At 69.6% G+C, this 26,652-nt stretch carries 26 protein-coding genes; 11 read left to right on the top strand and 15 right to left on the bottom strand.

Annotation, left to right across the window (positions count from 1 at the left end; all coding sequences use genetic code 11):
• Positions 1-5: 5 nt before the first annotated feature.
• Complete coding sequence (locus NYO99_RS12850; protein WP_268167608.1) at positions 6-1,415, bottom strand: FAD-binding oxidoreductase; 1,410 nt, start codon at positions 1,413-1,415, stop codon at positions 6-8.
• An 89-nt stretch (positions 1,416-1,504) separates the two neighbouring features.
• On the opposite strand from NYO99_RS12850, the gene NYO99_RS12845 reads away from it, so the two are divergent.
• On the top strand, positions 1,505-1,732 hold the full coding sequence (locus NYO99_RS12845; RefSeq protein ID WP_268167607.1) for a hypothetical protein: 228 nt from the start codon (positions 1,505-1,507) through the stop codon (positions 1,730-1,732).
• Positions 1,733-1,779: 47 nt separating this feature from the next.
• Positions 1,780-2,376, top strand: coding sequence for a cob(I)yrinic acid a,c-diamide adenosyltransferase (locus NYO99_RS12840; RefSeq protein WP_268167606.1), 597 nt, complete (start codon positions 1,780-1,782; stop codon positions 2,374-2,376).
• A 1-nt stretch (position 2,377) separates the two neighbouring features.
• Here the strand turns inward: NYO99_RS12840 and NYO99_RS12835 are convergent, their stop codons facing one another.
• The 4 genes from NYO99_RS12835 to NYO99_RS12820 all read right to left on the bottom strand — a co-directional run bounded on the left by NYO99_RS12835 (position 2,378) and on the right by NYO99_RS12820 (position 4,433).
• Positions 2,378-2,668, bottom strand: a complete 291-nt coding sequence (locus NYO99_RS12835) for a hypothetical protein (RefSeq protein WP_268167605.1) — start codon at positions 2,666-2,668, stop codon at positions 2,378-2,380.
• A complete protein-coding gene (locus NYO99_RS12830; RefSeq protein ID WP_268167604.1) occupies positions 2,665-3,048 on the bottom strand; it encodes a phage holin family protein in 384 nt (127 codons plus the stop codon). Before NYO99_RS12830 ends, NYO99_RS12835 begins: the two co-directional genes overlap by 4 nt.
• A gap of 16 nt (positions 3,049-3,064) precedes the next feature.
• Positions 3,065-3,373: an ElaB/YgaM/YqjD family protein gene (locus NYO99_RS12825; protein ID WP_268167603.1), complete on the bottom strand. Its 309-nt coding sequence runs from the start codon at positions 3,371-3,373 to the stop codon at positions 3,065-3,067.
• 91 nt (positions 3,374-3,464) lie between these two features.
• Positions 3,465-4,433 (bottom strand): helix-turn-helix transcriptional regulator, encoded by a 969-nt coding sequence (locus NYO99_RS12820; RefSeq protein WP_268167602.1) that lies wholly within the window; start codon positions 4,431-4,433, stop codon positions 3,465-3,467.
• Positions 4,434-4,559: 126 nt separating this feature from the next.
• Between NYO99_RS12820 and NYO99_RS12815 the strand changes: the two genes are divergently transcribed.
• Both NYO99_RS12815 and NYO99_RS12810 read left to right on the top strand, forming a co-directional pair.
• Positions 4,560-5,603 carry a hypothetical protein gene (locus NYO99_RS12815; protein ID WP_268167601.1) on the top strand — a complete coding sequence of 348 codons (1,044 nt, stop codon included), beginning with the start codon at positions 4,560-4,562 and terminating at the stop codon, positions 5,601-5,603.
• Between the two features lie 65 nt (positions 5,604-5,668).
• Positions 5,669-6,379: a PEP-CTERM sorting domain-containing protein gene (locus NYO99_RS12810; protein ID WP_268167600.1), complete on the top strand. Its 711-nt coding sequence runs from the start codon at positions 5,669-5,671 to the stop codon at positions 6,377-6,379.
• A 76-nt stretch (positions 6,380-6,455) separates the two neighbouring features.
• Here the strand turns inward: NYO99_RS12810 and NYO99_RS12805 are convergent, their stop codons facing one another.
• From NYO99_RS12805 to NYO99_RS12795, 3 genes are all read right to left on the bottom strand, one after another.
• Positions 6,456-6,974 carry a GNAT family N-acetyltransferase gene (locus NYO99_RS12805; RefSeq protein WP_268167599.1) on the bottom strand — a complete coding sequence of 173 codons (519 nt, stop codon included), beginning with the start codon at positions 6,972-6,974 and terminating at the stop codon, positions 6,456-6,458.
• A 95-nt stretch (positions 6,975-7,069) separates the two neighbouring features.
• The gene (locus tag NYO99_RS12800) at positions 7,070-7,720 is read right to left on the bottom strand and encodes a 3'-5' exonuclease (RefSeq protein WP_268167598.1); all 651 of its coding nucleotides are present in this window, start codon (positions 7,718-7,720) and stop codon (positions 7,070-7,072) included.
• Positions 7,720-8,037, bottom strand: coding sequence for a nucleotide pyrophosphohydrolase (locus tag NYO99_RS12795; protein WP_268167597.1), 318 nt, complete (start codon positions 8,035-8,037; stop codon positions 7,720-7,722). The genes NYO99_RS12800 and NYO99_RS12795 overlap by 1 nt, the downstream gene beginning before the upstream one ends.
• Positions 8,038-8,428: 391 nt before the next feature.
• On the opposite strand from NYO99_RS12795, the gene NYO99_RS12790 reads away from it, so the two are divergent.
• The 4 genes from NYO99_RS12790 (at position 8,429) to NYO99_RS12775 (ending at position 11,337) form a co-directional block, all read left to right on the top strand.
• Positions 8,429-9,595: an SGNH/GDSL hydrolase family protein gene (locus NYO99_RS12790; RefSeq protein WP_268167596.1), complete on the top strand. Its 1,167-nt coding sequence runs from the start codon at positions 8,429-8,431 to the stop codon at positions 9,593-9,595.
• A 30-nt stretch (positions 9,596-9,625) separates the two neighbouring features.
• A complete protein-coding gene (locus tag NYO99_RS12785) occupies positions 9,626-10,294 on the top strand; it encodes an OmpW/AlkL family protein (protein WP_268167595.1) in 669 nt (222 codons plus the stop codon).
• Between the two features lie 131 nt (positions 10,295-10,425).
• Entirely contained in the window at positions 10,426-11,037 is a 612-nt protein-coding gene (locus tag NYO99_RS12780; RefSeq protein WP_268167594.1) for a PH domain-containing protein, read from the top strand.
• A 39-nt stretch (positions 11,038-11,076) separates the two neighbouring features.
• On the top strand, positions 11,077-11,337 hold the full coding sequence (locus tag NYO99_RS12775) for a hypothetical protein (protein WP_268167593.1): 261 nt from the start codon (positions 11,077-11,079) through the stop codon (positions 11,335-11,337).
• Between the two features lie 19 nt (positions 11,338-11,356).
• Here NYO99_RS12775 and queE read toward each other — a convergent pair whose 3' ends face one another.
• Complete coding sequence (gene queE, locus NYO99_RS12770; protein WP_268167592.1) at positions 11,357-11,992, bottom strand: 7-carboxy-7-deazaguanine synthase; 636 nt, start codon at positions 11,990-11,992, stop codon at positions 11,357-11,359.
• Positions 11,989-13,089: a 6-carboxytetrahydropterin synthase gene (locus NYO99_RS12765; protein WP_268167591.1), complete on the bottom strand. Its 1,101-nt coding sequence runs from the start codon at positions 13,087-13,089 to the stop codon at positions 11,989-11,991. The genes queE and NYO99_RS12765 overlap by 4 nt, the downstream gene beginning before the upstream one ends.
• Before the next feature lie 71 nt (positions 13,090-13,160).
• On the opposite strand from NYO99_RS12765, the gene NYO99_RS12760 reads away from it, so the two are divergent.
• Entirely contained in the window at positions 13,161-14,525 is a 1,365-nt protein-coding gene (locus tag NYO99_RS12760) for an MFS transporter (protein WP_268167590.1), read from the top strand.
• Positions 14,526-14,528: 3 nt separating this feature from the next.
• Here the strand turns inward: NYO99_RS12760 and NYO99_RS12755 are convergent, their stop codons facing one another.
• Positions 14,529-15,248 carry a response regulator gene (locus tag NYO99_RS12755; protein WP_268167589.1) on the bottom strand — a complete coding sequence of 240 codons (720 nt, stop codon included), beginning with the start codon at positions 15,246-15,248 and terminating at the stop codon, positions 14,529-14,531.
• A gap of 173 nt (positions 15,249-15,421) precedes the next feature.
• Here NYO99_RS12755 and NYO99_RS12750 point away from each other — a divergent pair, with 173 nt between their 5' ends.
• Positions 15,422-18,481: a ligand-binding sensor domain-containing diguanylate cyclase gene (locus tag NYO99_RS12750; protein WP_268167588.1), complete on the top strand. Its 3,060-nt coding sequence runs from the start codon at positions 15,422-15,424 to the stop codon at positions 18,479-18,481.
• Positions 18,482-18,503: 22 nt separating this feature from the next.
• Here NYO99_RS12750 and NYO99_RS12745 read toward each other — a convergent pair whose 3' ends face one another.
• Positions 18,504-20,435 carry a methyl-accepting chemotaxis protein gene (locus tag NYO99_RS12745; protein ID WP_268167587.1) on the bottom strand — a complete coding sequence of 644 codons (1,932 nt, stop codon included), beginning with the start codon at positions 20,433-20,435 and terminating at the stop codon, positions 18,504-18,506.
• Positions 20,436-20,541: 106 nt separating this feature from the next.
• Between NYO99_RS12745 and NYO99_RS12740 the strand changes: the two genes are divergently transcribed.
• Positions 20,542-22,527: a peptidase U32 family protein gene (locus tag NYO99_RS12740; RefSeq protein WP_268167586.1), complete on the top strand. Its 1,986-nt coding sequence runs from the start codon at positions 20,542-20,544 to the stop codon at positions 22,525-22,527.
• A gap of 22 nt (positions 22,528-22,549) precedes the next feature.
• On the opposite strand, the gene NYO99_RS12735 is transcribed toward NYO99_RS12740, so the two are convergent.
• The 3 genes from NYO99_RS12735 to NYO99_RS12725 form a co-directional block, all read right to left on the bottom strand.
• Complete coding sequence (locus NYO99_RS12735) at positions 22,550-23,218, bottom strand: glutathione S-transferase family protein (protein WP_268167585.1); 669 nt, start codon at positions 23,216-23,218, stop codon at positions 22,550-22,552.
• Between the two features lie 37 nt (positions 23,219-23,255).
• Positions 23,256-25,583 carry a methyl-accepting chemotaxis protein gene (locus NYO99_RS12730; protein ID WP_268167584.1) on the bottom strand — a complete coding sequence of 776 codons (2,328 nt, stop codon included), beginning with the start codon at positions 25,581-25,583 and terminating at the stop codon, positions 23,256-23,258.
• A gap of 88 nt (positions 25,584-25,671) precedes the next feature.
• Complete coding sequence (locus NYO99_RS12725; protein ID WP_268167583.1) at positions 25,672-26,616, bottom strand: ion transporter; 945 nt, start codon at positions 26,614-26,616, stop codon at positions 25,672-25,674.
• Positions 26,617-26,652 lie beyond the last annotated feature (36 nt).

Below are 26,652 nucleotides of genomic sequence, written 5' to 3'. Positions count from 1 at the left end.
CGCAATCATCCAGAGAATACCTTGCCTGGGTTCAGGATGCCCATCGGGTCCATCGCCAACTTCAGCGCGCGCATCAGGGCCACGGCCGGGGCGCCCGTCTCGTCCAGCAGAAAGCGCTGCTTGTGCAGCCCGATGCCATGCTCGCCGGTGCAGGTGCCCTCCAGCGCCAGGGCCCGCGCCACCATCTGGGCGCTCAGCCGCTCGGCCGTGGCCAGCTCGTCGGGCCGCGCCGGGTCCAGCAGGTAGGCCATGTGGAAGTTGCCGTCGCCCACATGGCCGACGATGAAGTACGGCAGGCCGGCCGCCTCCACCTCGGCGATGGAGGCGTTGATGTTCTCGGCCAGCCGCGAGATGGGCACGCAGGTGTCGGTCGTGACGGCACGGCAGCCCGGGCGCATCTGCAGGCCCGCGAAGTAGGCATGGTGCCGGGCCGCCCACAGCCGCGTGCGCGCCTCGGGCGTGGTGGCCCATTCGAAGGCGTCACCGCCATGGTCGGCCGCCACGTCCTGCACGGTGGCTGCCTGCTCGGCCACGCCGGCCTCGCTGCCATGGAACTCCATCAGCAGCATGGGTGCTTCCTTCAGGCCCAGCCGGTCGTGCGCGTTGACGGCCCGGATCGCGTTCGTGTCCAGCAGCTCGCAGCGCGCGATGGGCACGCCGATCTGGATGACCTGCATGGCCGTCTGGACGGCCGCGTCGATGCTGGGGAAGAAGCAGATGGCCGCCGACACCGCCTCGGGCAGCGGATGCACCTTGACGGTCAGCTCGGTGATGACGCCGAGCGTGCCCTCGCTGCCGACGAGCAGCCGCGTCAGGTCGTAGCCGGCGCTGCTCTTCTTCGCGCGCGAGCCGGTGCGGATGAGCTCGCCGCTGGCCGCCACGAAGCGCAGGCCCAGCACGTTCTCGCGCATCGTGCCGTAGCGCACCGCGTTCGTGCCGCTGGCGCGCGTGGCGGCCATGCCGCCCAGGCTCGCATCGGCGCCGGGGTCGATGGGGAAGAACAGGCCTTCGTGCCGCAACGCCTCGTTCAGCGCCTTGCGCGTGACGCCGGGCTGCACCGTCACCGTCAGGTCCTGGGCATCGATGCGCAGGATGCGGTTCATGCGCGACACATCCAGGCTGACGCCGCCCTGCACCGCCAGCAGGTGGCCTTCCAGCGACGAGCCGGCGCCATACGGGATGACCGGCACGCGGTGTGCGGCGCACGCCGCCACGACCTGCGCCACCTCCGCCTCGCTCTCGGCGAAGACGACGGCCTGCGGCGGCGGCACATCGAAGACGGACTCGTCCCGGCCATGCTGCTCGCAGACGGCGCGGGCGGTCGAGCAGCGCGCGCCGAACGCCGCCTGCAGCGCGGCCAGCAGGTCTGCCGGCAGGGGCGCCGCGACGGCGGTTGGGAAAGCGGGCGCATTCATCGGCAGGTCTCCTGATCCACGTCAGGGAATTGTGTTGCAGCGCCGTGCCCTCAGTGCCAGCATGAAGTCTCCACTCCGGGAGCCTCTCCATGACCCTGACCTGGCTGCTGCTGATCCTGGCCGCCCTGCTGATCGTGCTGGGTGCCCTGCGCTTCGAGGTGCTGCTAGCCCGCTGGCGCGAACTCGTCGGCCCACCCGCCGGCACTGTTCCACCCATCGACGCCACCGCGGCCCCGCAACCCCACAACACCGGCCTGCGCCCACACAACGCCCCCACCCGCAAGCCGGCGTTTCACCGCAGCGGCCGACGCCACTGACGGCGCCTGAGCACAATGGCGGCCCCGCAACCTCTGCAGACCGCCACATGGGCAACCGCCTCACCCAGATTGCCACCCGCACCGGCGACGACGGCAGCACCGGCCTGTCCGACGGCAGCCGCGTCAGCAAGAGCCACCTGCGCGTGCAGGCCATGGGCGATGTCGACGAGCTGAACTCGCAGCTGGGCGTGTTGCTGGCCGAGCCGCTGCCGGGCGACGTGCGTGAGTTGCTCGTCACCATCCAGCATGAGCTGTTCAACCTCGGCGGCGAACTCTCCTGGCCCGGCGGCCACCTGCTGAAGGACGCCGCCGTGCTGCGCCTGGACGACGCGCTGGCCCACTACAACGAGCACCTGCCCCGGCTGAAGGAATTCATCCTGCCGGCAGGCACACGCAGCGCGGCCATCGCCCACGTGTGCCGCACCGTCGCGCGGCGGGCGGAGCGCACCGTCATCATGCTGGCGGCCAGCGAGGCCATCAACGCCGCGCCGCGCCAGTACCTGAACCGCCTGTCCGACCTGCTGTTCGTGCTGGCCCGCGTGCTCAACCGCGCCAACCTCGACGGGCTGGGCGGCGACGATGTCTATTGGCAGAGCGAGCGCATGAAGCGGCTGGACGCCTACGACGCGGACAACACCGGCTGACTCAACGCCGCTGCCAGACCCGCCACGCCAGCCAGGCCCAGCGCAGCAGGCCCAGCGCCCGCCCACGTCGAGAGGCGGCGAAGAAGGCCGTGCCGCCGCTGACGGCGGCCAGGATCAGCGGGTCCGACAGCCAGCGTTTCACGAGCATCACCGGCCGCGCCACGCGGTCGGCGTGCCCGCCCAGCACCTGCAGGTCCTGCTGCAGCTGGCCGCGCAGCAGCGTGGACGCCAGCAACAGGTTCTCCTTGCGCTCGCTGCGCCGGGCCGGGTCTTGCGGGATGGGCGGGATCATGGCTGCCGCGGATCGAGGCCCGCCGCGTCCTTGCGCAGCTCGGCGATGCTGGCCTGGAACAACGTGGACGGCTGCGCCGCCAGGCTCTTCAGCTGGCGCAGCGCCAACGCGGCCGCGACGAGCAGCACGCCGGTGGCCGCGCCCAGCGCCAGCAGCGGATGGCTGTCCCACAGCGCCACGATGGCCAGCACCAGCAGCATCAGCACCGCAAAGCCGGCCAGCAGCGCGGCCAGCACGGCCCACAGCACCAGGCTGGCGATGCGGTCCTTCTCCTCCTGGACCTCGATGGCCAGCAGTTCAAGCCGGATGCGGCCCAGTGTCAGCAGCGAACGGCCAAGCCGCCGCAGCGGTGCGGAGACGGGTTCCTGATCCTCACTCACCTGAATCGCCGCGCGCTCAACGGCGGCCGATCAGCACGCCCAGCGCCAAGCCAACCGCCGCCGCCACGCCGATGGCCTGCCAGGGCTTGGCGTGCACATAGTCGTCGGTGGCTGCGGCCGCATCCTTGGCGCGCTGCACGGCCTCGTGCTGCACATCGATGAGCTTTTCCTTGGCGCCATCCAGGCGCTCCCGGATGCGCGCACGCAAGGCCTTGGCCTCGCCGCTGACGTCATTGCCGGTGCTGCTCATCAGCGCATCAATGTCATCCATCACGGCGCGAAAGTCGGCGGCCAGCTTGTCCTTGGCTTGGGCGGTGTTGCTCATCGCAGGCTCCTTGATCGGGTTGCTTGGTGAATCAAGCCTAACGCGATTGCTTGCCGCCCGTATGACCAGGCGCAAAGGACGCGCACTTGTCCTACAGCGCCGCCACCGCCTGGCGCAGCCGCGCCGCAAACGCGTCCCGCAACGGTGCGGGCGCCACCACCGTCACCTGGCCGGCATGGCGCAGCAGGTCCATCAGCAGCTCGGTGTCGTCCACGTACGGCAGGCGCAGACGCCAACGGCCGTCGGGCAGGAACTCGCTCTGCTGCGCCGGGTGCCACTCCTCGCGCGACACCCAGGCCGCGGCCTCGGCGCTGAACAGCAGCTCGGCCTCGCGCGGCGTGCCGCCGGCAAAGATGCCGTAGCCCTGGTCCAGCTCGGCCTCCAGCTCGGCCAGCGGCACGGGGCGCGCCCCGGCCTCCAGCAAGGTGGCCGCCTCGATGCCGTCCAGCGCAAAGCGCCGGTAACCATCGCTGGCGTGGCACCAGGCATCCAGGTACCAGGCATGGCGGTGATGCACCAGGCGCTGCGGCGACACCTCTCGCTCGCTGGCCGCGCCGTCGCGCTTCTTGCGGTAGCGGATGGCCAGCCGGCGCCGCTTCACGACGGCGCTGCCCACGGTCTCGAAACAGTCGCTGGCCACGCGCCGCCGCGCCGTGCCGATCAGCCGCACGCGACGGCGCAGCTCGTCGGCCTCGGCCGCGTCCACACCCAGCATGCCGGTGATCTTGTCGAACATGGGCTGCAGATGGCGGCCGACGATGCCCTGCTCGTCCAGCCCGGCCAGCATCTGCTGCATGGTCAGCAGCGCGTGCAGCTCGGCCTCGTTGAACCACACGCCCGGCAGCTCGTGCTTGCCGCCACGCCACTGCTGGCCGAAGCGGTAGCCGTTCTCGGCCGCGTCGTACTCGATGGGCGCGTCCAGCCGCTCGCGCAGGTAGGCCAGGTCACGCTTGAGCGTGGCGGGTGACACCTCCAGCGCCGCGATCAGCTCGGCAAACGACACGCAGCCGCGGGAGCGGATCAGGTGCTCGATCTTGTAGAAGCGTTCGGTGCGGTCCATGAGACGGGGTGGCTGAACAGATTCACAGTGTTTTCCTGGTGGATCATCTCATGAGCCAGCTGGCTCACAGACTGCTTGCAAGGCCCGCGATTCAACAGCCCAGGCCTCTCAACCTCAGGAGCCGCCATGCAAGCCGTCACCACCGCCCAGATCCACGCCCACCCCGCCCTGGCCCAGTTCACGCTGGACATGGACGACACGCCCGCGCAGGTCAGCGCGCACGAACGCGTGGGCCTCGCGCTGGGCCGCGACTACGCACTGCATGGCCTCACGCCGCCCATCGCCCACCTCTACCCACAATCGCCGCTGCAGCGCGGCTGGATGTCGGCCCGCAGCCGCGCCGTGCGCACGCCGGCCAGCCCGCAGGTCGAGCTGTGGCTGGCGCTGCGCACGCACGCCTGGGCCCGTGGCCGCAGCTTCGAGGACATCCAGCTCACGCCGCATCACCTGGCACAGCTGGACACCACGCACTGCCCCATCACCCGTGAGCTACTGGGCGACGACAACCGCAGCATCGACCGCGTGCGCGACGACGCTGGCTATGCGGCCGGCAACCTCGCCGTCATGAGCCAGCGCGCCAACCGCGCCAAGGGTAGCCGCAACCGCCAGGCCCTGCTGGACATGGCCAGCAGCTGCGCCGCCGGCCCCATCACCCGCATCGGCGGCCTGGATGAAGCCCAGTGGCAGCGCCTGGCTGTGCTGAGCAGCTTCGTGACGCCACTGAGCCACGAAGAGGCCGCCCAGATCCCGCTGCGCGTGCTGCCGCCCAACCGCATGCGGCTGTTCAACCCCATCCAGGCGCTGCAGGCGCTGGTCACGCGCCAGCTCGCCACGCCGGGCTGGAGCGCCCGCCTGGCGCGGCTGGAGGCCTTGCTGCCCACGGAGGCCCTGCGCACCGACTTCAACCGCTTCCTGCTCGCGCTGGCCCCGCGCGTGCTGGCCGCTGCCGAGTTGCAGTCGCCGCATGAGATCCGCTGGGCGCTGGAAGACGCCTGGGCCCAGCCGCTGGTCATGAAGCGCTGGACGCGCTTTGCGCTGCAGCTGCACCCCGAACAGGCCGAGGCCCTGGTGGAACGCGCCGCTGCCCGCAAGCTGAGCCCGGTGCATGTGCAGCGGCATGACGATGCGACGGAGGGATGGGCCCTGGAAACGGGGGGGTATCTGCGCTGACGTCACGGCATGGTCATTTGCGCCGGACAGAGTGCCACCGCTTCGTTCACCAACTTCCCATGCTCATGACCAAGACTTTGCTGACCCTCGCCCTGGCTGCGGCAGCCCTGCCCTCGCACGCCGTGGTTGTCACCCAGTGGAACTTCAATTCCGTCCCCGCGGACAGCAGCGCCAGCACTGGCACCCAACTGCCCAGCATCGGCACGGGCTCGCTCAGTCTGATTGGCGGGGTCACCGGTGGTTTCAGCAGCGGCGCTGCCAACGGCGGCTCATCGGACCCTGCGTCCATCGATGACACCGGTCTGCAGACGACGGGCTACAAGGCCCAAGGCACTGGCAATGAGACCGCCGGCGTCTTCTTCAAGGTCAGCACAGTCGGCTTCCAGGGCATCAGCTTCAGCTACGACCTGCGCCACAGCAACACGTCGGCCCGCCATGAGCGCGTGCAATACACGCTGGACGGCACCACGTTCAACGACATCGCCCTGTTCACCGGTGCCGCTGGCGACACCTGGTTCAACAACCGCAGCGTCGACCTCAGCGGCATCGCTGGCGCGTCCAACAACGCCAACTTCGGTGTTCGCGTCGTCGCATCATTTGCACCCGGCACCAACGCCTATGCGGGAAGCAGCTCCAGCTACGCCGGTACGGGCACGTGGCGCTTCGACATGGCCACGGTGTCGGCCGTCTCCGCCGTGCCCGAACCCCAAACCTACGCCCTGATGCTCTCCGGTCTGCTGGCCGTCGGCTTCATCGCGCGCCGTCGTCGCGGCTGATCTGCGCACGCTGCGGCAATGACAAAGCGCCCCGAGGGGCGCTTTTTTCATGGCCAAACCGGCCAGGGCCGTGGCGTCAGACCAGCGAACGGAACAGACGGATCTCTTCGACGCGCGAGCCGCCCACTTCCGTCGTGCGGGCGCTGCCCAGCTCGCGCTTGAAGCCGGCCAGCTCGAAGAAGCGCAGCGCGCGCTCATTGCGCAGGTAGCACCACAGCGTGGCCTTGGTGCAGCCTTCTTCCTGCAGACCGTCGCGCGTGGCGTCCCACAGCGCCAAGCCCACGCCCTTGTCCCAGTGCTCGGGGCTGGCGAACAGCGCCCAGACTTCACCGGTGGTGGCCGGCGTGCCCTTGTCGCGCGAACGGTCGAAGCCGGCAAAGCCCATGATCTTGTTGTCCAGGTGGGCCACGATCACTTGCGGCTCGCACAGGTCGATGGCCTCGCGCCAGAACGCCTGACGCTTCTGCACCGACATCGCATCCAGCGCGGCCGCGGGCAGCAGGGCCTTGTAGGCATCCTGACTGGCTGCGACGTGAATCTCGGCGATGGCCTTGGCATCGCGCAGGGTGGCGGGGCGAACCTGGATCACGGACATGGAATTCTTCTTGAGCAATACGCTGGGCACGAAAGGGCAAGATTGTCCTTGTCCAAGCCGTGCAAGCGGGCTCTTGACAGAAATTTTTCCTGTGATCAGGACATGTGTTTTCGTGCCCGTGCTTTCACATGGTCCACAAGGCCGCGGCGCAGGCTTTTGAGCGGGGTGCGCTGCAGCGTGGCCAGCAGTGCGTGGTCCACGGCCATGCCGCCCAGGTCGAGCGCGAAACGCGTAGCGACTTCGCGCCGCACCTTCAGCAACAGCTCCGCCGTCACGCGCGCATCGGCCATGGCACGGTGCGCGCGGCCGCTGAAGCTCAGCGCATGAAACCGCACCAGCGCCCCCAGCGCATGGCTACCGGCCTCGGGCCACAGCCGTCGTGACAGCAGCACGGTGCATGCGAACTCATGCGCCGGGTCGGGTGCGATGCCGGCACGCTGCATCTCTGCCTGCCAGAAGCCGCGGTCGAACGAGGCGTTGTGCGCGACCAGCGGGCAGCCTGCCGTGAAGCGGGCCAGTTCGGCCATCACATCGGCAGACGGTGGTGCGCTGGCCAGCATCTCGTTGCTGATGCCCGTCAGCGCCTGGATGTGCGGTGGCACCCACGTGCCGCTGTTCATCAGGCTGCTCCAGGCATCCACCACCTCGCCCTGGCGCACGAGCACGGCCGCCACCTCGGTGGCGCGGCCGCCGCTGGTGGGCCCGAGCCCGGTGGTCTCGAAGTCGACGACGGCGATGGTCTCCATCAAGACCTCGTCAATGGCGGGTGCTTGATGGCGTTCATCGCGAGCTTGCGTTCCACCGCCGCCTCGAGGTCCACACCTGTGTGGTCGGCAATCTGCAGCAGGTACAGCAGCACATCGGACAACTCTTCGCCGAGATGGCGGCGCTGGTCGTCGTCGAGCGCGAGCGACTGCTCGGGCGTCAGCCACTGAAAGATCTCCAGCAGCTCGGCGGCTTCCACCGTCATGGCCATCGCCAGGTTCTTGGGCGTCTGGTAGGGCTGCCAGTCGCGGTCGGCGGCAAAGCGCCGCAGGCGGGCCTGCAAGGCGGAAATGTTCATGGAAAAGATGTCCTCTGTATTCAAGACTGTATTGAAGAATCAAAGGTAGTCGTGGTGGTAGAGGGCGGCCTGCGCTGTGGACAAGATAAGAAATCTCTTTCGCAGCAACCACTTGGCTTCCTAACAAGCCTGTGCGCCAGGCCCCGGATGACTTGTCCCTCAATTGGGAACAACTTGGCGGCGCAGCCTCAGCCTGTGGATATCTATGAAGTTGTTCGGCCGTCATCCACAGACTTGCCCCATGCGTTCTAGGCGGCGCTCTCTAGCTTTCGGCCGCCTTTCTTGACGTGACCAAGGGGAAAAACGAACGACCGTTCTAAAAGTCAGCGGCTAGAGTTGCCCTCCCCGAATTCAAAGGCGTCGTCAGAGCGGTGCCGCCCAGGAGACAACGATGAAATACGTCCTCACCCGGCTTGCCGCAGCGTCGGCAGCCTTGCTTGGCAGCGTGTTGGTGGCGGGTTGCGGTGGCGGCGCCACGGCCGACACGACGCCCCAGGTCAAGATCACCTCGGTCAAGGTCTTCGGCGACAGCCTGCAGGACAGCGGCACCTTCGGCTACAAGTTCACCGTGCAGACGGCGGACAACCTGGTCTACCCGGAGCGCATCGCCGCCAACTACGGCCTGAGCCTGTGCAACTTCTACGTGTTCACCGGCACCACCTTTGCCGCCAACACGGCCAAGACCGGCTGCACCAACTTCTCCATCGGTGGCGGCCGCATCACCTACACGGGTGCCGGTGCCAGCGCCGCCAACCCGTTGAACGTGGGTGTGCAGATGGCGACCTATGCCGCCGTGGGCAGCTACACGGCGAGCGATCTGGTCATCATTGACGGCGGCGGCAATGACGCGGCTGACCTCGTCGGCGCCTACCTCAACATCCCGCGTGACAGCGCTGCGGCCTTCTCGGCGCTGCTGGGCACGCTGCTGACCCCCACACAGATCGGCACCGCGCTGGCCGGCGGCGCCACCACCACGGCCCAGATCGGCGGCACCTACATGGCGGCGCTGGCCGACAAGTTCTACGCGTCCATCAAGGCCAGCGTGCTGGACAAGGGCGCCACGCACGTGGTGCTGATGAACCTGCCGGACATCACGCTGACGCCGCGCTTCCAGGCCGTGCTGGACGGCATCGCGCTGGCCAGCGGTGGCGGCACCACCGGTGCCACGGCCCGCGCCCAGGCGCAGGCCACGTTCCGGGCCTGGATGTCGGCCTACAACACCCAGCTCGCCGCCAAGGTCGGCAATGACGAGCGTGTCGCGCTGATCGACTTCTACAAGGGCCTGCAGGACCAGGTGACCACGCCCGCCCAGTTCGGCCTGACCAATTCCAAGGACACGGCCTGCCCGCGCACCGGCGTCGGCAGCGACGGCCTGCCCACCTACAGCTTCCCCACCTGCACGGCCGCGGCACTGAGCGCCGCGCCGCCGGCAGGGGTGACCGGCGCCGACTGGTGGAAGACCTACGGCTTCTCGGACGGCTTCCACCCCACGCCCTACGCCCACCAGCTGATCCAGCAGCTCATCGCCAAGTCCATCACCACCAAGGGCTGGCTGTAAGCCGCACGCACCCGTTCACGGAGATATCCCATGACCACCAAGTTCCTCCTCGGTGCGACCGCCGCGCTGCTGCTCACCGGCAGCGCCTGGGCCCAATCGGCCGGCAGCTTCGTCATCAGTGCCGGTGCGGCCCAGATCAGCCCGCAGGTCGACAGCGGCGACCTGACCGCGCCCAGCCTTCCCGGCACCAAGATCGACGTCAAGAAGGCCAGCTCCTTCGTCGGCGGCATCACCTACTACTGGACCGACAAGCTCAGCATCGAGCTGCCCATCGCGCTGCCCTTCGAGCACGACATCGTCGGTGCCGGTGCGATCGACGGCGTCGGCAAGATCGGCAGCGTGAAGTCCCTGCCCATGACGCTGCTGGCCCAGTACCGCTTCGGTGATGCCAACAGCACGGTGCGCCCCTTCATCGGTGCAGGCCCCACCTATGCCTACTTCTTCAAGCCGCGCGCCACGGCCACGCTGTCCGGCATCACCGGTGGCACGGTCAACACGCCGACGACGCTCACGATGAAGCGCCGCCTGGGCGCCACCGTGGAGCTGGGCGCGGCCTACAACATCAGCCGCGACTGGTCGGCCAGCGTCTCGGTCACCAAGACCATGATCAAGACGACGGGCTCGCTGTCCACCGGCCAGACCATCGAGACCTCGCTGGACCCCGTGTCCATCAAGTTCGGCGTCGGCTACCGCTTCTGAGCCGCTAGCGGCACGTCGCCACAAGGAGCCTGCGGGCTCCTTTTTTGTTGGGTTGATATTCCCGTCAGGCGGCCCGGTTGCTGCCGTCTGCGGCGGGCACACTCGCGCCGCCAAACCACCAGGAGCAAGCAATGTTCAAGAGACTGGCTTCCGAGGCGCTGGGCCTCAGCGACATCGGCGTCATCGTGCCCGCGGCCGACTTCAACAAGGTCGATGCCGACGACTACCTGTTCAGCGAGGACGGCGAGAAGATCTACTTCCTCATCAAGTCCAAGAAGGACGAGTACTGCTTCACCAACCTCGCGCTGGTGCATGTGGATGGCGAATCCGCCGTGTCGTCCAAGCGCGTCATCCGGCGCTACGACTGGCTGAGCCACCGCATCAGCCACGTGACGCTGGAGACGGCCGGCACCATCGACATGGACGTCGAGATCAAGTTCCACATCGGTGAGGGCGCGCCGTTCAGCATCGACGTGCGCAAGAACTTCATCGAGCAGCTCAAGGATCTCTACAAGGCGCTGCACAGCATCGGCAAGCTGCAGGAACGTGACGAACAGGCGCGTGCCCATGCGATGGAGTGCCTGGGCGTGACCGGCCAGATGTTCAAGCTGGGCCAGGAGGTCACGGAGGAACAGGTCAGCCGCCACTACCTGTCGCTGCTCAACACCGTGAACAGCGTCGTGCTGGACAAGCTCAGCCGCAAGGATTTCGGCGGCGTGTTCGAGCGCTACATCCAGAACTGAGAGGTTTGCTCGACCGCATCGACAACCTCAGCTGCAGGCATGCAAGCCATCGCGCGCTCCATGTTCAGGGGCATTCTCTATGTCGGCGTGTGGACGTTGATCACACTGGCTGGCGCCGCAGCCGGGTTCTGGTGGTCCCTCAGCGGCGTTCCCGAGCCTGCGATCGGCGACGGCTTCGGGGCCTTGCTGAACAGCCTGCTCGGGCTGTGCCTGGGTGGCGGCTTCGGCCTGATCGTGGTGGGCTGCCTGGCGAGCGCGCTGGCAGCGCGCAGGCGCCAGCGTATGGCCGACGCCGGCTGATACGGCCGGCGTCGCGCTCTCAGGCGATGCCCACCACCTTGTGCATCTGCACCGACAGCCGCCACTGCGGGTGGGCCATGCAGTAGGCCACCGCGGCCTTGGTGTGCTCGCGCTGCAGCACCGAGTCCATGGGCTGCAGGAAGAAGTTCTCGAAGGCCAGATGGGCAAACCGCTCCGGCATTGCCAGCGGCTGCGGGTAGACCAGCTTCAGCTCGTGGCCTGACGTCAGCACCAGCGGCGCATCGGCCTTGGGGCTGACGCAGATCCAGTCCAGCCCCGGCGGTGCGGGTTGCGTGCCGTTGGTTTCCACCGCCACCTCGAAGCCGCGCGCGTGCAGCGCATCGATCAGCGGTGTGTCCAGCTGCAGCAGCGGTTCGCCGCCGGTGCACACCACGTAGCGCTGGCCGCCTTCGCCGTCAGGCCAGGCCTTGGCGATTGCATCGGCCAGCGCATCGGGTGTTGCGAACTTGCCGCCGCCTTCACCGTCGGTGCCGACGAAGTCCGTGTCGCAGAAGGTGCAGACGGCGGTGGCACGGTCCTGCTCGCGGCCGGTCCACAGGTTGCAACCGGTGAAGCGGCAGAACACTGCCGCGCGGCCGGCCTGGGCGCCTTCGCCCTGCAGCGTGTAGAACAGCTCTTTGACTGAATACGTCATACGGGAATCAATTCTTCCGAGTCGGCGCGGCTGACGATGGCGCCGCAGCCGCGCGTCTCGTACAGGTCCACGCGGTCGATCTGCGGCAGCACCGAGCCGCCCTCGTTCAACACCCAGGTCGCGATGCTGGCGGCGTCGCCGTCCGGCAAGTTGGCGATCTCGAACAGCGGGTGGTGGTCCAGCCGCTTGAAGATGGGGTTGAACAGGCTCTTCACATCGCCAAAGTCCACCGTCCAGCCCATCACCTGGTCCAGCGGCGCGGCCAGGTGCAGGCGCAGGGTGAAGGTGTGGCCGTGCGTGCCGGCCAGCGGGTGGCCGTCGGGCGCGTGGCGCAGGCGAACGGCGCTGTCCAGCGTCATCTCCTTCCAGATCCGGTAGCTCTGGCCGTTGAAGTTGGCGCCGCTGGAGCCGGTTTCGTAGACGGTCACCCAGCTCAGTTCCGGCAGCTGGGGCTTGAGCCGCGCCCACAGCCAGGCCGAGAGGTTCTCGCTGGTCGGGTTCTGCAGGCCCGGGATGTCGTTCAGGCAGCGGTAGTTCAGCTCGAAGTGCAGCGGCGCCCAGACTTCGTCGAGGTGGTCGTAGTCGATGGCCAGGTCACGCTCGCCGAGATCGGCATTCGCGTGCAGGATGACCTCGAAGCCATGGCCGTGCATGCGGCCGCACTGGTGGCCGGCCGGCACGTTGGGCAGCTGGTGCGCAGCCTGGAAGCGGTAGCGGCGCCACACATGGGCATGGCCGGCGCCGTCCAGGTCCACGCCGCTGTGCGTGGTGCTTTGCACGCCCACCTGCACGATGCCGGGCACATCCACGTTCAGCCGGCTGCGCACCCAGCGGGCCAGGTTTTCGTCGGTGGGCTCGTCGAGGTGGTCGTTCAGCAGCGCATGGTCCAGCGGTGCGACGGTGCCAGCCATGCGCGCGCGCAGGTCCTCCACCTCGCCACCCGGGAAAGCCGCCCAGCCGGCGGGCAGCGCGCTGCGCACCGTGGCGAAATAGCTGTGGCCGTGCAGGCCGTGGCTGCGGTGCGATGCCGGCAGCGCAGGAATGCGGCAGGCCGACTCGAAGCCGGCGGACGCACAGTGAAGGACCGAAACTGACATGCCCCGATTGTCCCTTGGGGCTCATGACCTTGCTTGACTTGAAGCCGACTTGAACTTCTAGGCTTCAGCCCATGAACCTCGCCGACCCCGTGACAGCTGCCAACACCACCCCTGACGACAGGCTCTTCGCCCCCGGCCGCCGCGCGGCCTGCGTGGGCGCCGTCGCGCTGATTTCCATGCTGGCCTTCGAGTCCATTGCCGTGGCCACCGCCATGCCCGCAGTGGCGGAGGCGCTGGGCGGCCTGTCGCTGTATGCGCTGGCCTTTGGCGCCACGCTGGCCACCTCGGTCATCGGCATGACGATCGCCGGCCAGCTGTGCGACAAGCGCGGTGCCTACCGTGCATCGCTGCTGGGGCTGGCGGCCTTTCTGGCCGGCCTGCTGCTGGCCGGGCTGGCGCCGTCCATGACCGCGCTGGTGCTGGGCCGCGCGCTGCAGGGCCTGGGCACGGGCGTGCTGGGCGTGGCGCTGTATGTGGGCGTGGGCCAGGTCGTGCCGGCGCCGCTGCATCCCAAGCTGTTCGCGATGTTTGCCGGCGCCTGGGTGCTGCCTGGCCTGGTGGGCCCGGCGCTGGCGTCCGGACTGGTGCACTGGCTGGGCTGGCGCTGGGTGTTCCTGGCGGTTGCGGCGGCCGTGCCGGTGGCGGCGGCGCTGATGCTGCCATCGCTGCGGCGCGGCGGTGGCGGCACCGGTGCAACGCTGCACTGGGGCGGGTTGCGCTGGGCGGCGCTGGCCAGCGGCGGCGCCCTGCTGCTGCATGGGGCTGGCCAGCACGAGGGCGTCGGCGCTGGCCTGCTATTCGCGGTCGGCGCCGTGGCGGCCTGGCTCGCGGCGCGCCAGCTGTTGCCGGCCGGCACGCTGACGGCGGCGCGCGGCCTGCCCAGCGTCGTGTTGCTGCGCGGCTTCATCGCCGCCGCGTTTGCCAGCGCCGAGGCCTTCCTGCCGCTGCTGCTGACCCAGCACTTCGGCTGGAGCCTGACGCAGGCTGGCATCGCGCTGAGCACCGGCGCTGTCACCTGGAGCATTGGCAGCGCCATCCAGGCGCGCGTGCAGGGCGACACCGCGCGGCGCCGGCTGCTGCCATCGGGCTTTGCGCTCGCGGCGCTGGGGCTGGCCGTCGTCATGGCGCCTGTGCTTGTCGCGGCGCTGCCGGCGTGGCTGGCACTGCTGGGCTGGGCAGTCGTGGGCCTGGGCATCGGGTTGTCGTTCCCGATGCTGTCGGTGCTGCTGCTGAAGCTGTCGCCGCCGCAGAGCCAGGGGGCCAACACCTCATCATTGCAGCTCAGCGATGCGCTGGTCAGCAGTGCCGCGCTGGGGCTGGCGGGCCTGCTGTTCGACCCGTCCACGCGCCAGGTGCTGCCGGTGCTGGTGATGGCTTGCGCGCTGGCGGCCGCTGCGGCCGTGGTCAGCCCGCGAGCGCTGCCGCGGGCGGCGTGAGGGTCAGGCCGCGGGCGGCCGCACGTCTGTCACGCGCCGGCCGCGCCGGGCTGCGGCGCTGCGCAGGTGCACCAGCGACTCCACGCGCTTGAGCAGTTCGCGGTCGTTCCAGGGCTTCTTGAAGATGCCGTAGACGCCCTCGATCTGGCCCACGCGGCCGTGCAGCTCGTCGTGGCCGGTGATGGCAATCACCGGCAGGTCTTCGGTGGCCAGGCTGCCGTGCACGTCGGCGATCAGCTCGAAGCCGTCCTTGTTGGGCATTTCCAGGTCGGTGATCAGCACGGCGATGGCGGGCTTGGCATCCAGCTCGGCCAGCGCCTCGTTGCCGTCGTTGACCTGCACGACCGTGAAGCCGGCGCCTTCCAGCAGCCGCTTGAGCTTGGTGCGCACCACGGCGGAGTCGTCGGCGATCAGCACCGTGGGCGGGCCCTCGGGCACCACCGGGGCGGGAGCAGCGGGCGGCTGCATGGGCGACGGCGCCATGACGAAGGCGCTGGCCATCGTCGGTGCACCGGGCGTGCCGGGCAGTGGCGGCAGCACCACCGGCGCCTGGGCCGCGCGAGTGCGCTGGCCCTCCGGCGGGCGCGGCGGCGGCGTGTACTCGCGTGGCGGCCGGTAGTCGTCACGCTTGAAGGCGGCGATGAGCACGATGATGGCCAGCGGGATCGCGATCAGCACCGGCATCAGGTACGCGCCCAGCAACTCCTGCAACTCGTGAAACATCTCTCCATCCCCTGCGTCTAGGCCGGGCAGCCTAACACCCGCTCACTGCGGGCACCATCAATGATTTGCCGGCATCCGTCACGGATTCCGGGGCTTTACCCCCGCGTCCGCCCCAGGTGGACGCATCGAGCGCCGGGGTGTTGTTGCCAGTGCTTACCTTAGGATGCGCTCCCATGCATCCCCTAGTTCGTAGTGTCGCTGCGCTGCTGGCTGCCTTGGCGCTGAGCGCGGCGCGGGCAGATGCCGGCGCTGGCCCGCTGGAGGTGCAGTTCCGCAGTGTGCCGGTGCCTCAGGACGCGGTGCCCGCCATTGCCCAGGACCGCGCAGGGCTGCTGTGGATTGCCACCACCAAGGGCCTGGCGCGCTACGACGGCTACCGGCTGCGCCCCATCGAGCTGCCGCCCGAGACGGGCGCGCGGCGTGGCCTGGGCTGGGTGCGGGCGATGGCGCCGGCCGCCGACGGACGCATGTGGATAGGCACCGAGTTCCTGGGCCTGGTGGCCTACGACCCGGCGCAAGACCGCGTGCAGCGCCATGCACCAGGCGCACCCCAGGCCCCCATCCGCGCCGTGGCCGAGGACCGTGCGGGCGCCGTCTGGGTGGGCACCGTGGGCCGGGGCCTGTACCGCTACGAGCCGCGCAGCGGCCGGGTCGAGTCGCAGGTGCTGACCTGGCGCGGCGAGGCCGAGAGTCGCGTGCTCGCGCTGCTCGCTGCGCGGGACGGCGGCGTCTGGGCCGGCCACTGGCGCGGCCTGGCGCGCCGTGTCGGCGAGCGCTGGGAGGACGTGCCACTGCCGGGCCTGCCCGCCGGCGCCACGGTGCTGGCGCTGGCCGAGGACAGCGGCGGCCGGCTCTGGCTGGGCACGCAGAGCGGGCAGCTGGGCGTTGTCGAGCAGGGACGCGTGCGCTGGGTGCAGTCGCTGGGGCTGCCGGTGCAGGCACTGGCCGAGGGGTACGACGGCCAGCTCTGGGTGGGCAGCAAGAACGGCCTGTTCTGGGTCGATACGGCCAGCGGCGCCGTGCAGGCCCGCTTGCGCCAGGACCCGCGCCGCCCCATGGGCCTGGCGGGCAATGACTTCAGCGCCGTGCTGCGCGACGCCAGTGGCGCCATGTGGGTGAGCGGCTACGGGCTGGGCGTGCAGCGCCACCTGCACCACCCGGCACTGGCCGTGCGCGGCCCCGATGCCGATGGCAGCGGCCCGCTGGCCGAGGCCGATGTGCGCGCGCTGCTGGCGCTGCGCAACGGCGAGGTGCTGGCGCCCACGCAGACCGGCCGCGTCGTGCGGCTGGACGGCCGCCCGGGCCGCGAGCTGGCCACGCTGGGCACCTGGCCGCGGGAGCGGCAGACCGTGGTCGAGCACCTCGCCGAGGCGCCCGACGCCAGCCTGTGGATGGCCGCTGCCGGCCGGCTGGAGCACCGCGCCGCCGATGGCCGCCTGCTGCGCGACTGGGCGCTGGATGGCGGCCGGGCCCAGCAGCTGCTGCTGCGTGCCGACGGCAGCGTGTGGCTGGGCATGCAGGAAGGCCTGTACCGCCTGGCCGGTGCGCAGGCGACGGCGCTGGAACGCGTGCACCTGCAGGGCGACGCGCCGCTGCATGGCGGCATCTACGTGCTGCGCGAGGCGCCGGACGGGCGCCTGTGGGTGGGCGGCCAGGCCGGTCTGTTGCGCGAGGAAGCGGCCGCTGGCGGCGTGCTCGCACCCGTGCCGCAGGCGCCGGGCGAGGCGCTGGGCAGCCCCGCCGTCATGGCCCTGCTGTGGGCCCGCGACGGCCGGCTGTATGCCGACACCACCGTGGCCGGCCTGCACCGCCTCAAGGGCTGGGATGGCCAGGGCCGTGCACGCTTCGAGTCCATCAGCGAGCGCTTGGGCGTGGACGGCTTGTTTGGCGGCCACCTGCACGAGGACGCGCGCGGCCGCATTTGGAGCCAGCAGCATGTCTACGACCCGCAGACCGACCGGCTGGACGCCTTCGGCGGTGCCGATGGCGGGCATTTCGGCAGTTTCTGGCTCTTCGCCAGCGCCGAGTTGCCCGGCGGTGGCCTGCTGTTCGGCGGCAGCCGGGGCCTGCTGCGCGTGCAGCCCGAGGCCTGGCAGAGCTTGCGCACGAGCCCGCCGCTGGTGGTCAGCAGCCTGCGCGTGAATGGCCAGCCCTGGCCGCAGGGCCAGGGTGTGCTGACGCTGCCGCCAGGCCGGCGCATGCTGTCGGTGGAGTTCGCGGCGCTGGACTATGCGGACCCGTCTCGGCTGCGCTACGAGTACCGCCTGCAGGGCCTGGATGACGACTGGACGCGCGTGGACGCCGCCGGCCGTCAGCCCAGCTTCGGGCCCTTGAAGCCCGGCCGCTACACGCTGCAGGTGCGCGCCACGGCCCACCACGCGCGCTGGGATGGCGAGCCGCTGCAACTGCCCATCGAGTTGCAGCCCGCCTGGTGGGAAACCGGCCCGGCGCATGTCGCCGGCCTGCTGGCCTTGTTGGCTGTGATCTGGACCTGGACCGGCTGGCGCACCCGCCAGCTGCGCCGGCACGAAGCCGAGCTGCAGGCACTGGTGGCCGAGCGCACCGCCGAGCTGCGCGAGCTCAGCCTCACCGACACGCTGACCGGCCTGCGCAACCGCCGCTACCTGGAGCTGCGCCTGGACGACGACCTGGCGCTGTGCCTGCGCCGCTTCGAGACCCCCGACGGCGATGGCCCCGGCCCAGGGGCCGACCTGCTGCTGATGCTGCTGGACCTGGACCACTTCAAACGCATCAACGACGAGCACGGCCATGCAGCGGGCGATGCGGTGCTGGTGCAGCTCGCGCAGCGCCTGCGCCAGGTGTTCCGCGAGACCGACTCGCTGGTGCGCTGGGGTGGCGAGGAGATCCTGGTGCTGGCCCGCGAAACCGAGCGCCGCGATGGCGCTGACCTGGCGGCGCGCGTGTGCGCCGCCGTGCGCGAGCGGCCGTTCGACATCGGCCCCGGCGAGACCGTGCAGGTGACGGTGTCCATCGGCTTCTGCGCCTTCCCGCTGGACCCGCGCCAGCCGCGCCTGTGGGACTGGCGCGCCTGCCTGGGCCTGGCCGACTCGGCGCTGTACGCCGCCAAGGCACAGGGCCGCGACGGCTTTGTGGGCGCCATCGACAGCCTGGGCCTGGCGCCACGCGAGGCGCCCACCAGCCTGGCCGGCTGGCGGCGCGAGGCGCGGCTGCAGGTGATCACGAGCGCGCAGCGCGACGCCCAGCCCGCCTGACCCGCCGGCCGGCCGCGCCCGTTCAGCCGGCGGTGCGAAAGCCCGCCATGGCCTGGCGCAGCGCCTCGGCCTGGCGCTTCAGGCTCTCGGCGGCGGCAGCGCTCTCTTCCACCAGCGCGGCGTTCTGCTGCGTGGTGTCGTCCATCTGGTGGATGGCCACGCCGACCTCGTCCATGCTGAGGTGCTGATCGCGCGACAGCGTGCTGAGTTCGCCGATGACGCCGGTCACGCGCGTGACGGCCTCCACCACGCGCTGCATCAGCGCGGCGGCCTCCTCGCCCTGTGCATGGCCGGCGCCGACGCGCTCCACGCTGGCGCCGATGAGTGTGCGGATCTCCTTGGCCGACGCGCCCGCGCGTTGCGCCAGCGCGCGCACCTCGCTGGCCACCACGGCAAAGCCACGGCCGTGCTCGCCCGCGCGGGCTGCCTCGACGGCGGCGTTCAGCGCCAGGATGTTGGTCTGGAAGGCAATGCCGTCGATGGTGCCGATGATGTCGGCAATCTTCTGCGAGCTGGTCTGGATGTCTCGCAACGTGACGGCCAGCGTGCTCACCAGGCCGCCGCCGGACTCCGCGAGTTTGCGCACCTCGGTGGCCAGCTCGGCGGCGTGGCCGGATTGCTGGGCGCCCTGCTCCAGGCCGTGGCGCACGGTGTCTACCGAGGCGGTGGTCTGCTCCAGCGCGGCGGCCTGCGTCTCGGTGCGGGCCGACAGGTCGGCGCTGCCCGAGGCGATCTGCTGGCTGGCGGTGGCCACCTCGTCGGCGCGGCTGCGCACGGTGCAGACCACGTCGCCCAGCTTGGCCGCCATGTCCAGCAGCGCAGCGGTGAGGCGCTCGCCCTCGTCCTGCGAACGGCGGTCCACATCGCCCGCATGCGCCAGATTGCCGTCGGCCACGGCCTGGGCAATGCCCAGCGCGCGGCCCATGGAACGCGAGGTCTGCCGCGCGATGACCCACAGCAGCCAGCCGCCGATTGCGGCCAGCAGCAGGAAGAACAGCGTACCACCGATGACGATGCGGCGGTCGTAGGCCAGCGTGTCGATCAGGTCCTGCTCCAGCGCGGCCATGGCGGCGTCGCCCAGGGCGTACTGCGCATCGATGGCGGCCGTGGTCGCGGCCCACCAGTCGGGCGCCTTGACCTGCGGCGATTCCGGCTCGATCAGGCCCTTCAGCGCCAGCTGGCGCGCCTCGTTCAGGCGGCCGGTCAACTGTTCGGTCAGCGCGGTGAGTTTTTGCTGCTCGGCGCTGGGCAGAACGACGTGGCGCAGCGATCGCATGGCGTTGGCCTGGTCGGCCAGCGCCCGCTCCAGCGCCACCACCAGGCGCTGCTTGTCGGCCGGGGTCAGCTCGCCCTTGGCCAGCATGCCCATGCCGGCGCCCCGCAAGCGCCCCAGCAGTTCCGCGCTGCGCGGCAGGTGCTGAAGCGCAGCGTCCTGCAGGAAGTAGCCGTTGGCGAACGGGTGCAGCACCATCTCCGACGCCACGGCCGCCTCGTACAGCCAGGCCAGCCGGGCGTCGATCAGCTCGGTATGCCGGCGGAAGCTGTCCGGCGCTGTGATGCTGCGGCTGCTGATGTCTGCGGCCAGTTGCTCCTGCCCGCGCCAGTAGTCCTGCAGCTCGCGAAGCAGCGCGGGATTCAACGCGGCCTCGGTGGCAGCGAGGCTGGGCGCCTTCAGCGCCAGCAAGTTGCGCCACACCTCGTTGCGCTTGGCTTCCGCAGCCGCGTCGCCGTTCAGTTGGCTGTTGGCCAGCCCGCGGTGCTGGGCAGTCAGCCGCGCCACCTTCAGGCCCAGCGTGACGGCGGGCAGCGCATTGGCTTCTTTGCTGATCTGCCGCTCCGCTTGCACAGCCTCCCGCACGTACAGCACCGAGGGCACCAGGCCCATCAAGGCGCTCACGCATGCCACAGCGGCCAGTTTCCGGCTCACGCCCAGTCGTTCGATCCAGGTCTTCATGCCATGTCTCCCTGCGCCGTTGGTAGCGCTAGAAAAGACTATCTGGACTCATGCTGCGCCGCAACAGATGCCATCAAGCCCAGCGGGCGAATTCATAAAATTCGGTATGCCCGCCACGCCCATGACCCGTCTCGAACTTCTCGCCCCCGCCCGCGACGCCGATATCGGCATCGAGGCCATCAATCACGGCGCCGATGCCGTCTACATCGGGGGTCCGGGCTTTGGCGCGCGTGACAAGGCAGGCAATGCCATCGAGGACATCGCCCGCCTGGTGCGCCACGCGCACCGCTTCAACGCGCGCATCTTTGTGACTTTGAACACGATCCTGCGCGATGACGAACTTGAGGGGGCACGAACGCTAACGTGGCAATTGCACGACGCCGGTGTGGACGCGCTCATCGTGCAGGACATGGGCTTGCTGGAGCTGGACCTGCCGCCCATCCAGCTGCACGCCAGCACGCAGACCGACATCCGCACGCCCGAGAAAGCGCGCTTCCTGCAGGACGTCGGCTTCTCGCAGATGGTGTTGGCCCGCGAGCTCGACCTGAAGCAGATCCGCGCGATCCGCGAGCAGGTGCAGCACGCGCATCTGGAGTTCTTCGTGCACGGCGCGCTGTGCGTGGCCTACAGCGGCCAGTGCTTCATCAGCCACGCCATGACCGGCCGCAGCGCCAACCGCGGCTCGTGCAGTCAGGAGTGCCGCCAACCCTTCACCGTGGTGGACGGCCAGGGCCGCGTGGTGGCGCATGACAAGCACGTGCTCAGCCTGAAAGACAACGACCAGAGCGCCAACCTGGAGGCGCTGATTGACGCCGGCATCCGCAGCTTCAAGATCGAAGGCCGCTACAAGGACATGGCCACGGTCAAGAACGTCACGGCCCACTACCGCACGCTGCTGGACGCCATCATCGACCGCCGACCGGAGCTGGCCCGCAGCAGCGACGGCCGCTGCCGCTACACCTTCACGCCCGAGCCCGAGCAGGCCTTCAACCGCGGCGGCACCGACTACTTCGTCAACGGCCGCAAGATCGACATCGGCGCCTTCGACAGCCCCAAGCACGCGGGCATGCCGCTGGGCGAGGTCAAGCGCGTGGGGCCCGACAGCTTCGACGTGGACACGGGCGACGCGACCCGGGTGGTCAACAACGGCGACGCGCTGACCTGGTGGGACCGCCAGGGCGAGCTGCAGGGCGTGCCGGTGAACGTGGCGACGCCGCTGGGCGGCACGGCCTGGCGCATCGAGCCCAACCTGTCCAAGGGCCAGCAGTTCAGCGACCTGAAGGACCTCTTCCCCGGCACCGCGCTCAACCGCAACCGCGACATGGCCTGGGAGCGCCTGCTGGCCAAGCCCAGCGCCGACCGCCGCATCGCCGTGGACGTGACGCTGGCGCAGGTGGCCGACGGCTTCGAGCTCAGCCTCAAAGACGAAACCGGCGTGAAGGCCGCCGTGCGCCTGCCGCACGCGCTGGAGCCCGCGCGCAACCCGCAGCAGGCCGAGGCCCAGTACAAGGAGCACCTGGCCAAGCTGGGCGACACCATCTTCGACGCCCGCCGCGTGCGGCTGGCCATGCGCGAGCCCTACTTCCTGCCGGTGAGCAAGCTCAACGCCCTGCGCCGCGACGGCGTGGCCGCGCTGGAGGCCGCCCGCGAGGCCGCCTTCCGGCGCCTGCCGCGCCACGCGCCGGTGGAGCCGCCCGTGCCCTACCCGGATGACACGCTCACCTACCTCGCCAACGTCTACAACGCCCAGGCCGCCGCGTTCTACGCCCGCCACGGCGTGAAGGTGATCGGTGCCGCCTACGAAAGCCACGAGGAACTGGGCGAGGTGCCGCTGATGATCACCAAGCACTGCGTGCGCTGGAGCCTGAGCCTGTGCCCCAAGCAGGCCAAGGGCGTGACCGGCGTGCAAGGCACGGTGCGCGCCGAGCCGCTGACGCTGCAGCACGGCGACGACCACTTCACCCTGCGCTTTGACTGCAAGCCCTGCGAAATGCACGTGGTGGGCAGCATGCAAAAGCATGTGCTCAAGCAGCTCAACAGCCAGATGAAGGCCGAGCCGGTGCGCTTCTACCGCAGCCGCCCGGCGGGCTGAGCGCACCCGCAGGGCGCTTGCCTCAACTCAACAGGTCGTAGGGACCGCCGCGCTCCAGCGCGCGCTGATAGGCCGGCCGCGCATGGATGCGGGCGAGGAAGGCCTGGATCTTCGGGAAACCGTCCAGCGATCCGCCACGCGCCGCGGCGGCTTCCAGAGGGAAGCTCATCTGCACATCCGCTGCGCTGAACTCGGTGCCGGCAAACCAGGGGCGCGCAGCCAGCTCCGCTTCCAGGAAGCGCAACTGGTTGTCGATGTTGGGCTGCACGAAGCTGGCCAGCACCTTGTCCGCGATGCCCTTGGCGATGGGCTTCACGAAGAAGGGCATGGGGCTGCGCTTGATCTTGTTGAACACCAGCTTCATCACCAGCGGCGGCATGGCCGAGCCCTCGGCGAAGTGCAGGAAGTAGCGGTAGCGCAGCGCGTCCTGCTCACCGGTGGGCTTGAGGCGGCCGCTGCCGTACTTGTCCACCAGGTACTCCAGGATGGCGCCGCTCTCGGCCACCGTGAGGCTGCCGTCGGTGATGACGGGGCTCTTGCCCAGCGGGTGCACGGCCTTGAGTTCCAGGGGCGCCAGCGAGGTCTTGGCGTCGCGTTCGTAACGCTTCACCTCGTAGGGCAAGTCGAGTTCTTCCAGCAGCCACAGCACGCGCTGCGAGCGGGAGTTGTTCAGGTGGTGGACGGTGATCATGCGGCGCAGTGTAGGGACGGCCTGCCGGCCGTGCGCCTCACAGCGCCCGCATCGAGCCCTTGTAGACGCCGCAGCCTAGGTACAGGTCGTCTACCTTGACGACGTAAGACATCTTTTGCTGCGGCTCGCCGGTCTGCGGATGGGCGATGGTGTACTGCACCCATCCCGGCCCGCTCTCGGCCTGCTCGATGATGGCTTGCAGCAGTTGCTCGCCGGCACCGCCCTTCATCACGTCCTGCACGCGCTGGCCCACCCGGGCCGGGTTGCCCGCAAAGCCCTGGTAGCGGCCCTGCGCGTCCAGCGCGAAGACGTACATGTCGCGGTCGAACAGGCCGCTGTCGGTCGCATTGATGCGGCGCAGCAGCGCATCGCGGCTGCCGGCCTCGCGGCGCATGTCGAGCGCGCGATCCACCAGTTCGCGGGCCTCGTCAGCCGTGCCCTGCGGCAACTTGAACGCGGACACCGAACTTGTCAGCACCTTGGCGCGCTCCTGCAGTTCCGTGGCCTGGGCCACCGCCTGCTCCACCATGGCACCGTTGCGCTGGGTCAGCGTGTCCAGCTGGCGGATGGCGGACGTGATCTCGGTCAGGCTGGCGCTCTGTTCGGCGCTGGAGGCCGAGATCTGCGACATGTGCTCGGCCACCGAACGCACGCCGTCGGCGATGGCCTCGATGCGCTGCCCGGCGCCGCGGATCATGCCCACGCCGGCATTCACCTGCTCGGACGATGCCGTGATCAGCTGGCGGATCTCCTTGGCCGAGGCAGCCGAGCGCTGCGCCAGCGTGCGCACCTCGGTGGCCACGACGGCAAAGCCGCGCCCAGCCTCGCCCGCGCGGGCGGCCTCGACGGCGGCGTTCAGCGCCAGGATGTTGGTCTGGAAGGCCAGCGAGTCGATGACGCCGACGATCTCGTCCATGCGTCGGGCACTGGCCGCGATGGCTTCGATGGCGTCGACGGCAGCCTTCATGCCGGCCGCGCCCTGCTCGGCCGTCTGGCTGACGGCCTGGGCCGAGGCATCCGAGGCCTGCGCTGCCTGCGCATTGATCTGCACCGTGGCGGCCAGCTCCTGCACGCTGGCCGAGGTTTCTTCCAGGTTGGCAGCCTGCTGTTCGGTGCGCTCTGACAGCGCATGATTGCCCTGCACCAGCACATCGCCCGAGCCCGACAGCAGCGCCGCATTGCTGCGCACGGCGGCCACCATGAAGGAGATGTTGTTCACCATCACCGACATGGCGGCGGACATGTCGGACAGCTCGTCCTTGCCGCGGATGCGCACCACATGCTGCAGGTTGCCCTGCGCGGTGTTCTCCATGAAGTGCAAGACCTGGCGCAGGTCGGCCAGGAAGCTGACCTGAAAGGCCAGCATCAGGTAGCTGAACGCCAGGATGACCACCGAGGCACCCACCCCGGCCAGCCAGGCCTTGCGCACCAGCGCGGCTTGGCGCTGCTCCAGCGAGGCCCGCATGCCGCTGTTGATGGCCCGCTGGTAGCTGCCCACGGCCTCCAGCGCGCCGCTGGCCGAGGCGAAGTAGCTTTCCGCCGACCCCGAGCGCTCGCCGGAGCGGAAGCGGGCGCGGCTGTCCTCCAGCAACTGCTGAACGGCCGCGACGGCCTTGTCGAAGCCTGCGGGCGTCAGCCCTTTGCTGGTGATGATGTCGTGCGCATGCTGGATGCTGCGTGTGGTGCCAGCCAGCTCGTCGACCCAGCTCTTCACGACGGCCGAGTCGGCCTCGTCCAGCACGGGTGAAGTCAGCAGGCCGGCGCCCTTGCCGCGCAGCCGGCCGAGCTGGTCGCGCCAGACGGGCAGGCGCAGCACCGACATGTCCATCAGCAGATAGGTCAGCGGGTCGGGGTCGTAGAGCAGGCTGGAGCTTTCGGCCACTTCAAAGGTGGTTCGCCCCAGCGCTTCCACCAGCTCGGTGTGCAGCGCGAACGCCTTGTCTGCCGGCAGGCCCTCCAGCTGCGCGGGCAGGCCCTGCAGCCGGCTGCGCAGGGTGGGCCAAGATTTGGAGGCTTCAAAGCCGGCGTCCTGAAGCGTGCGATCCAGCGTGGCCAGCGCCTTGCTCATCTCGGCGCGGGCCGCGTCACGGCGTGGCTGTTGGGCCGCATCGCCCAGCAGCACCATGTTGGTCAGCCCGCGGTGGGCCTGGACTTGGCGCGTCAGGTCGTACACGCGCTCCAGGCGGTCGATGCCGTCCAGCTCGTGGCGGGTCAGCGTCAGGTCGTCCAGCGTGCGCGTCAGCAGCAAGGCTGCGCTCACCAGCAGGGGAATCGCCACGATGAAGAACAACAACGTCAGCTTGGTGCCAAAGCGCAGCCGGCGCACCGCCCACATGCCGGGATAAAGCAACTCACGCAGACGCATGTTCCACCTCCAACGGCGGACGAATGTATCGAGCGGCTTGGCTCAACGGGGCTGCGTCAACCCAGCACCGGCAGGGCAGCGTGGCGTATTACCGGGTTGGCCGCGTTGGCGAGTGGCTCGCTGGCGACAGGCCTGCTGCGCCGTCCGGGCGCTGGGCATGCTCGTCATCATGCTGCCAGCTGGGCAGCGGAGCGCCGCAGTCGCGGCAGAAGCGCGCGTCAGGCGCATGGCCTTCGCTCAGGCACTCGTGGCAGGTGCGCGTGGTGGGCGGCGTGCCCATGCGCTGGGCCGTGAACTCGGCGCTGACGATGCCGGTGGGCACGGCCAGCGTGCCCCAGCCCAGCAGCATCATGGCCGAGGCGATCACGCGGCCCAGGTCGGTCTTGGGCGTGATGTCGCCAAAGCCCACCGTGGTCATGGTCGTGATGGCCCAGTACACGCCCACCGGGATGCTGGTGAAGCCGTGCTCGGGGCCTTCGACCACGTACATCAGCGTGCCCATGATGGTGACCACCATCAGCACGAAGGACATGAATACGAGGATCTTGCGCCGCGACGCCATCAGCGCCCGGCCCAGCATCGCGAACTCGTGCACATAGGCGCCCAGCTTGAGGATGCGGAACAGCCGCAGTAGCCGCAGCACGCGCACATCGATCAGCGCATGCAGTCCCGGCACCAGGATGGCCAGGTAGGTGGGCAGCACGGCCACCAGGTCGATGATGCCGAAGGGGCTGCGTGCGTAGCGCAGCGGGTGCTTCACGCAGCTCAGGCGGGCGATGTACTCGGCCGTGAAGATCAGCGTGAAGCCCCACTCCAGCACCGTGAACACCGGGCCCCAGCGGGCATGCACGCTGGCAATGCTGTCCAGCATCACGACGGCCACGCTCGCCAGGATCAGGCCGATCAGCACCAGGTCGAACACCCGGCCGGCGCGCGTGTCGGCCTCGAAGATCACCGTGTACAGGCGCAGGCGCCAGCCGGCATGCGGGTTGGCGGGGGCGGTGTCGGGGGTGGGCGGCGGGCGCGAGCTCATCGGGCCATGCTAGCCCGTCGCCGAGAATCGCCGGCC

Origin of the sequence: Roseateles hydrophilus (assembly GCF_026712245.1) — a bacterium.
In the GTDB taxonomy this organism is placed as follows: Bacteria; Pseudomonadota; Gammaproteobacteria; order Burkholderiales; family Burkholderiaceae_C; genus Pelomonas; species Pelomonas hydrophilus.
This window is presented reverse-complemented; position numbering and strand designations above follow the sequence as displayed.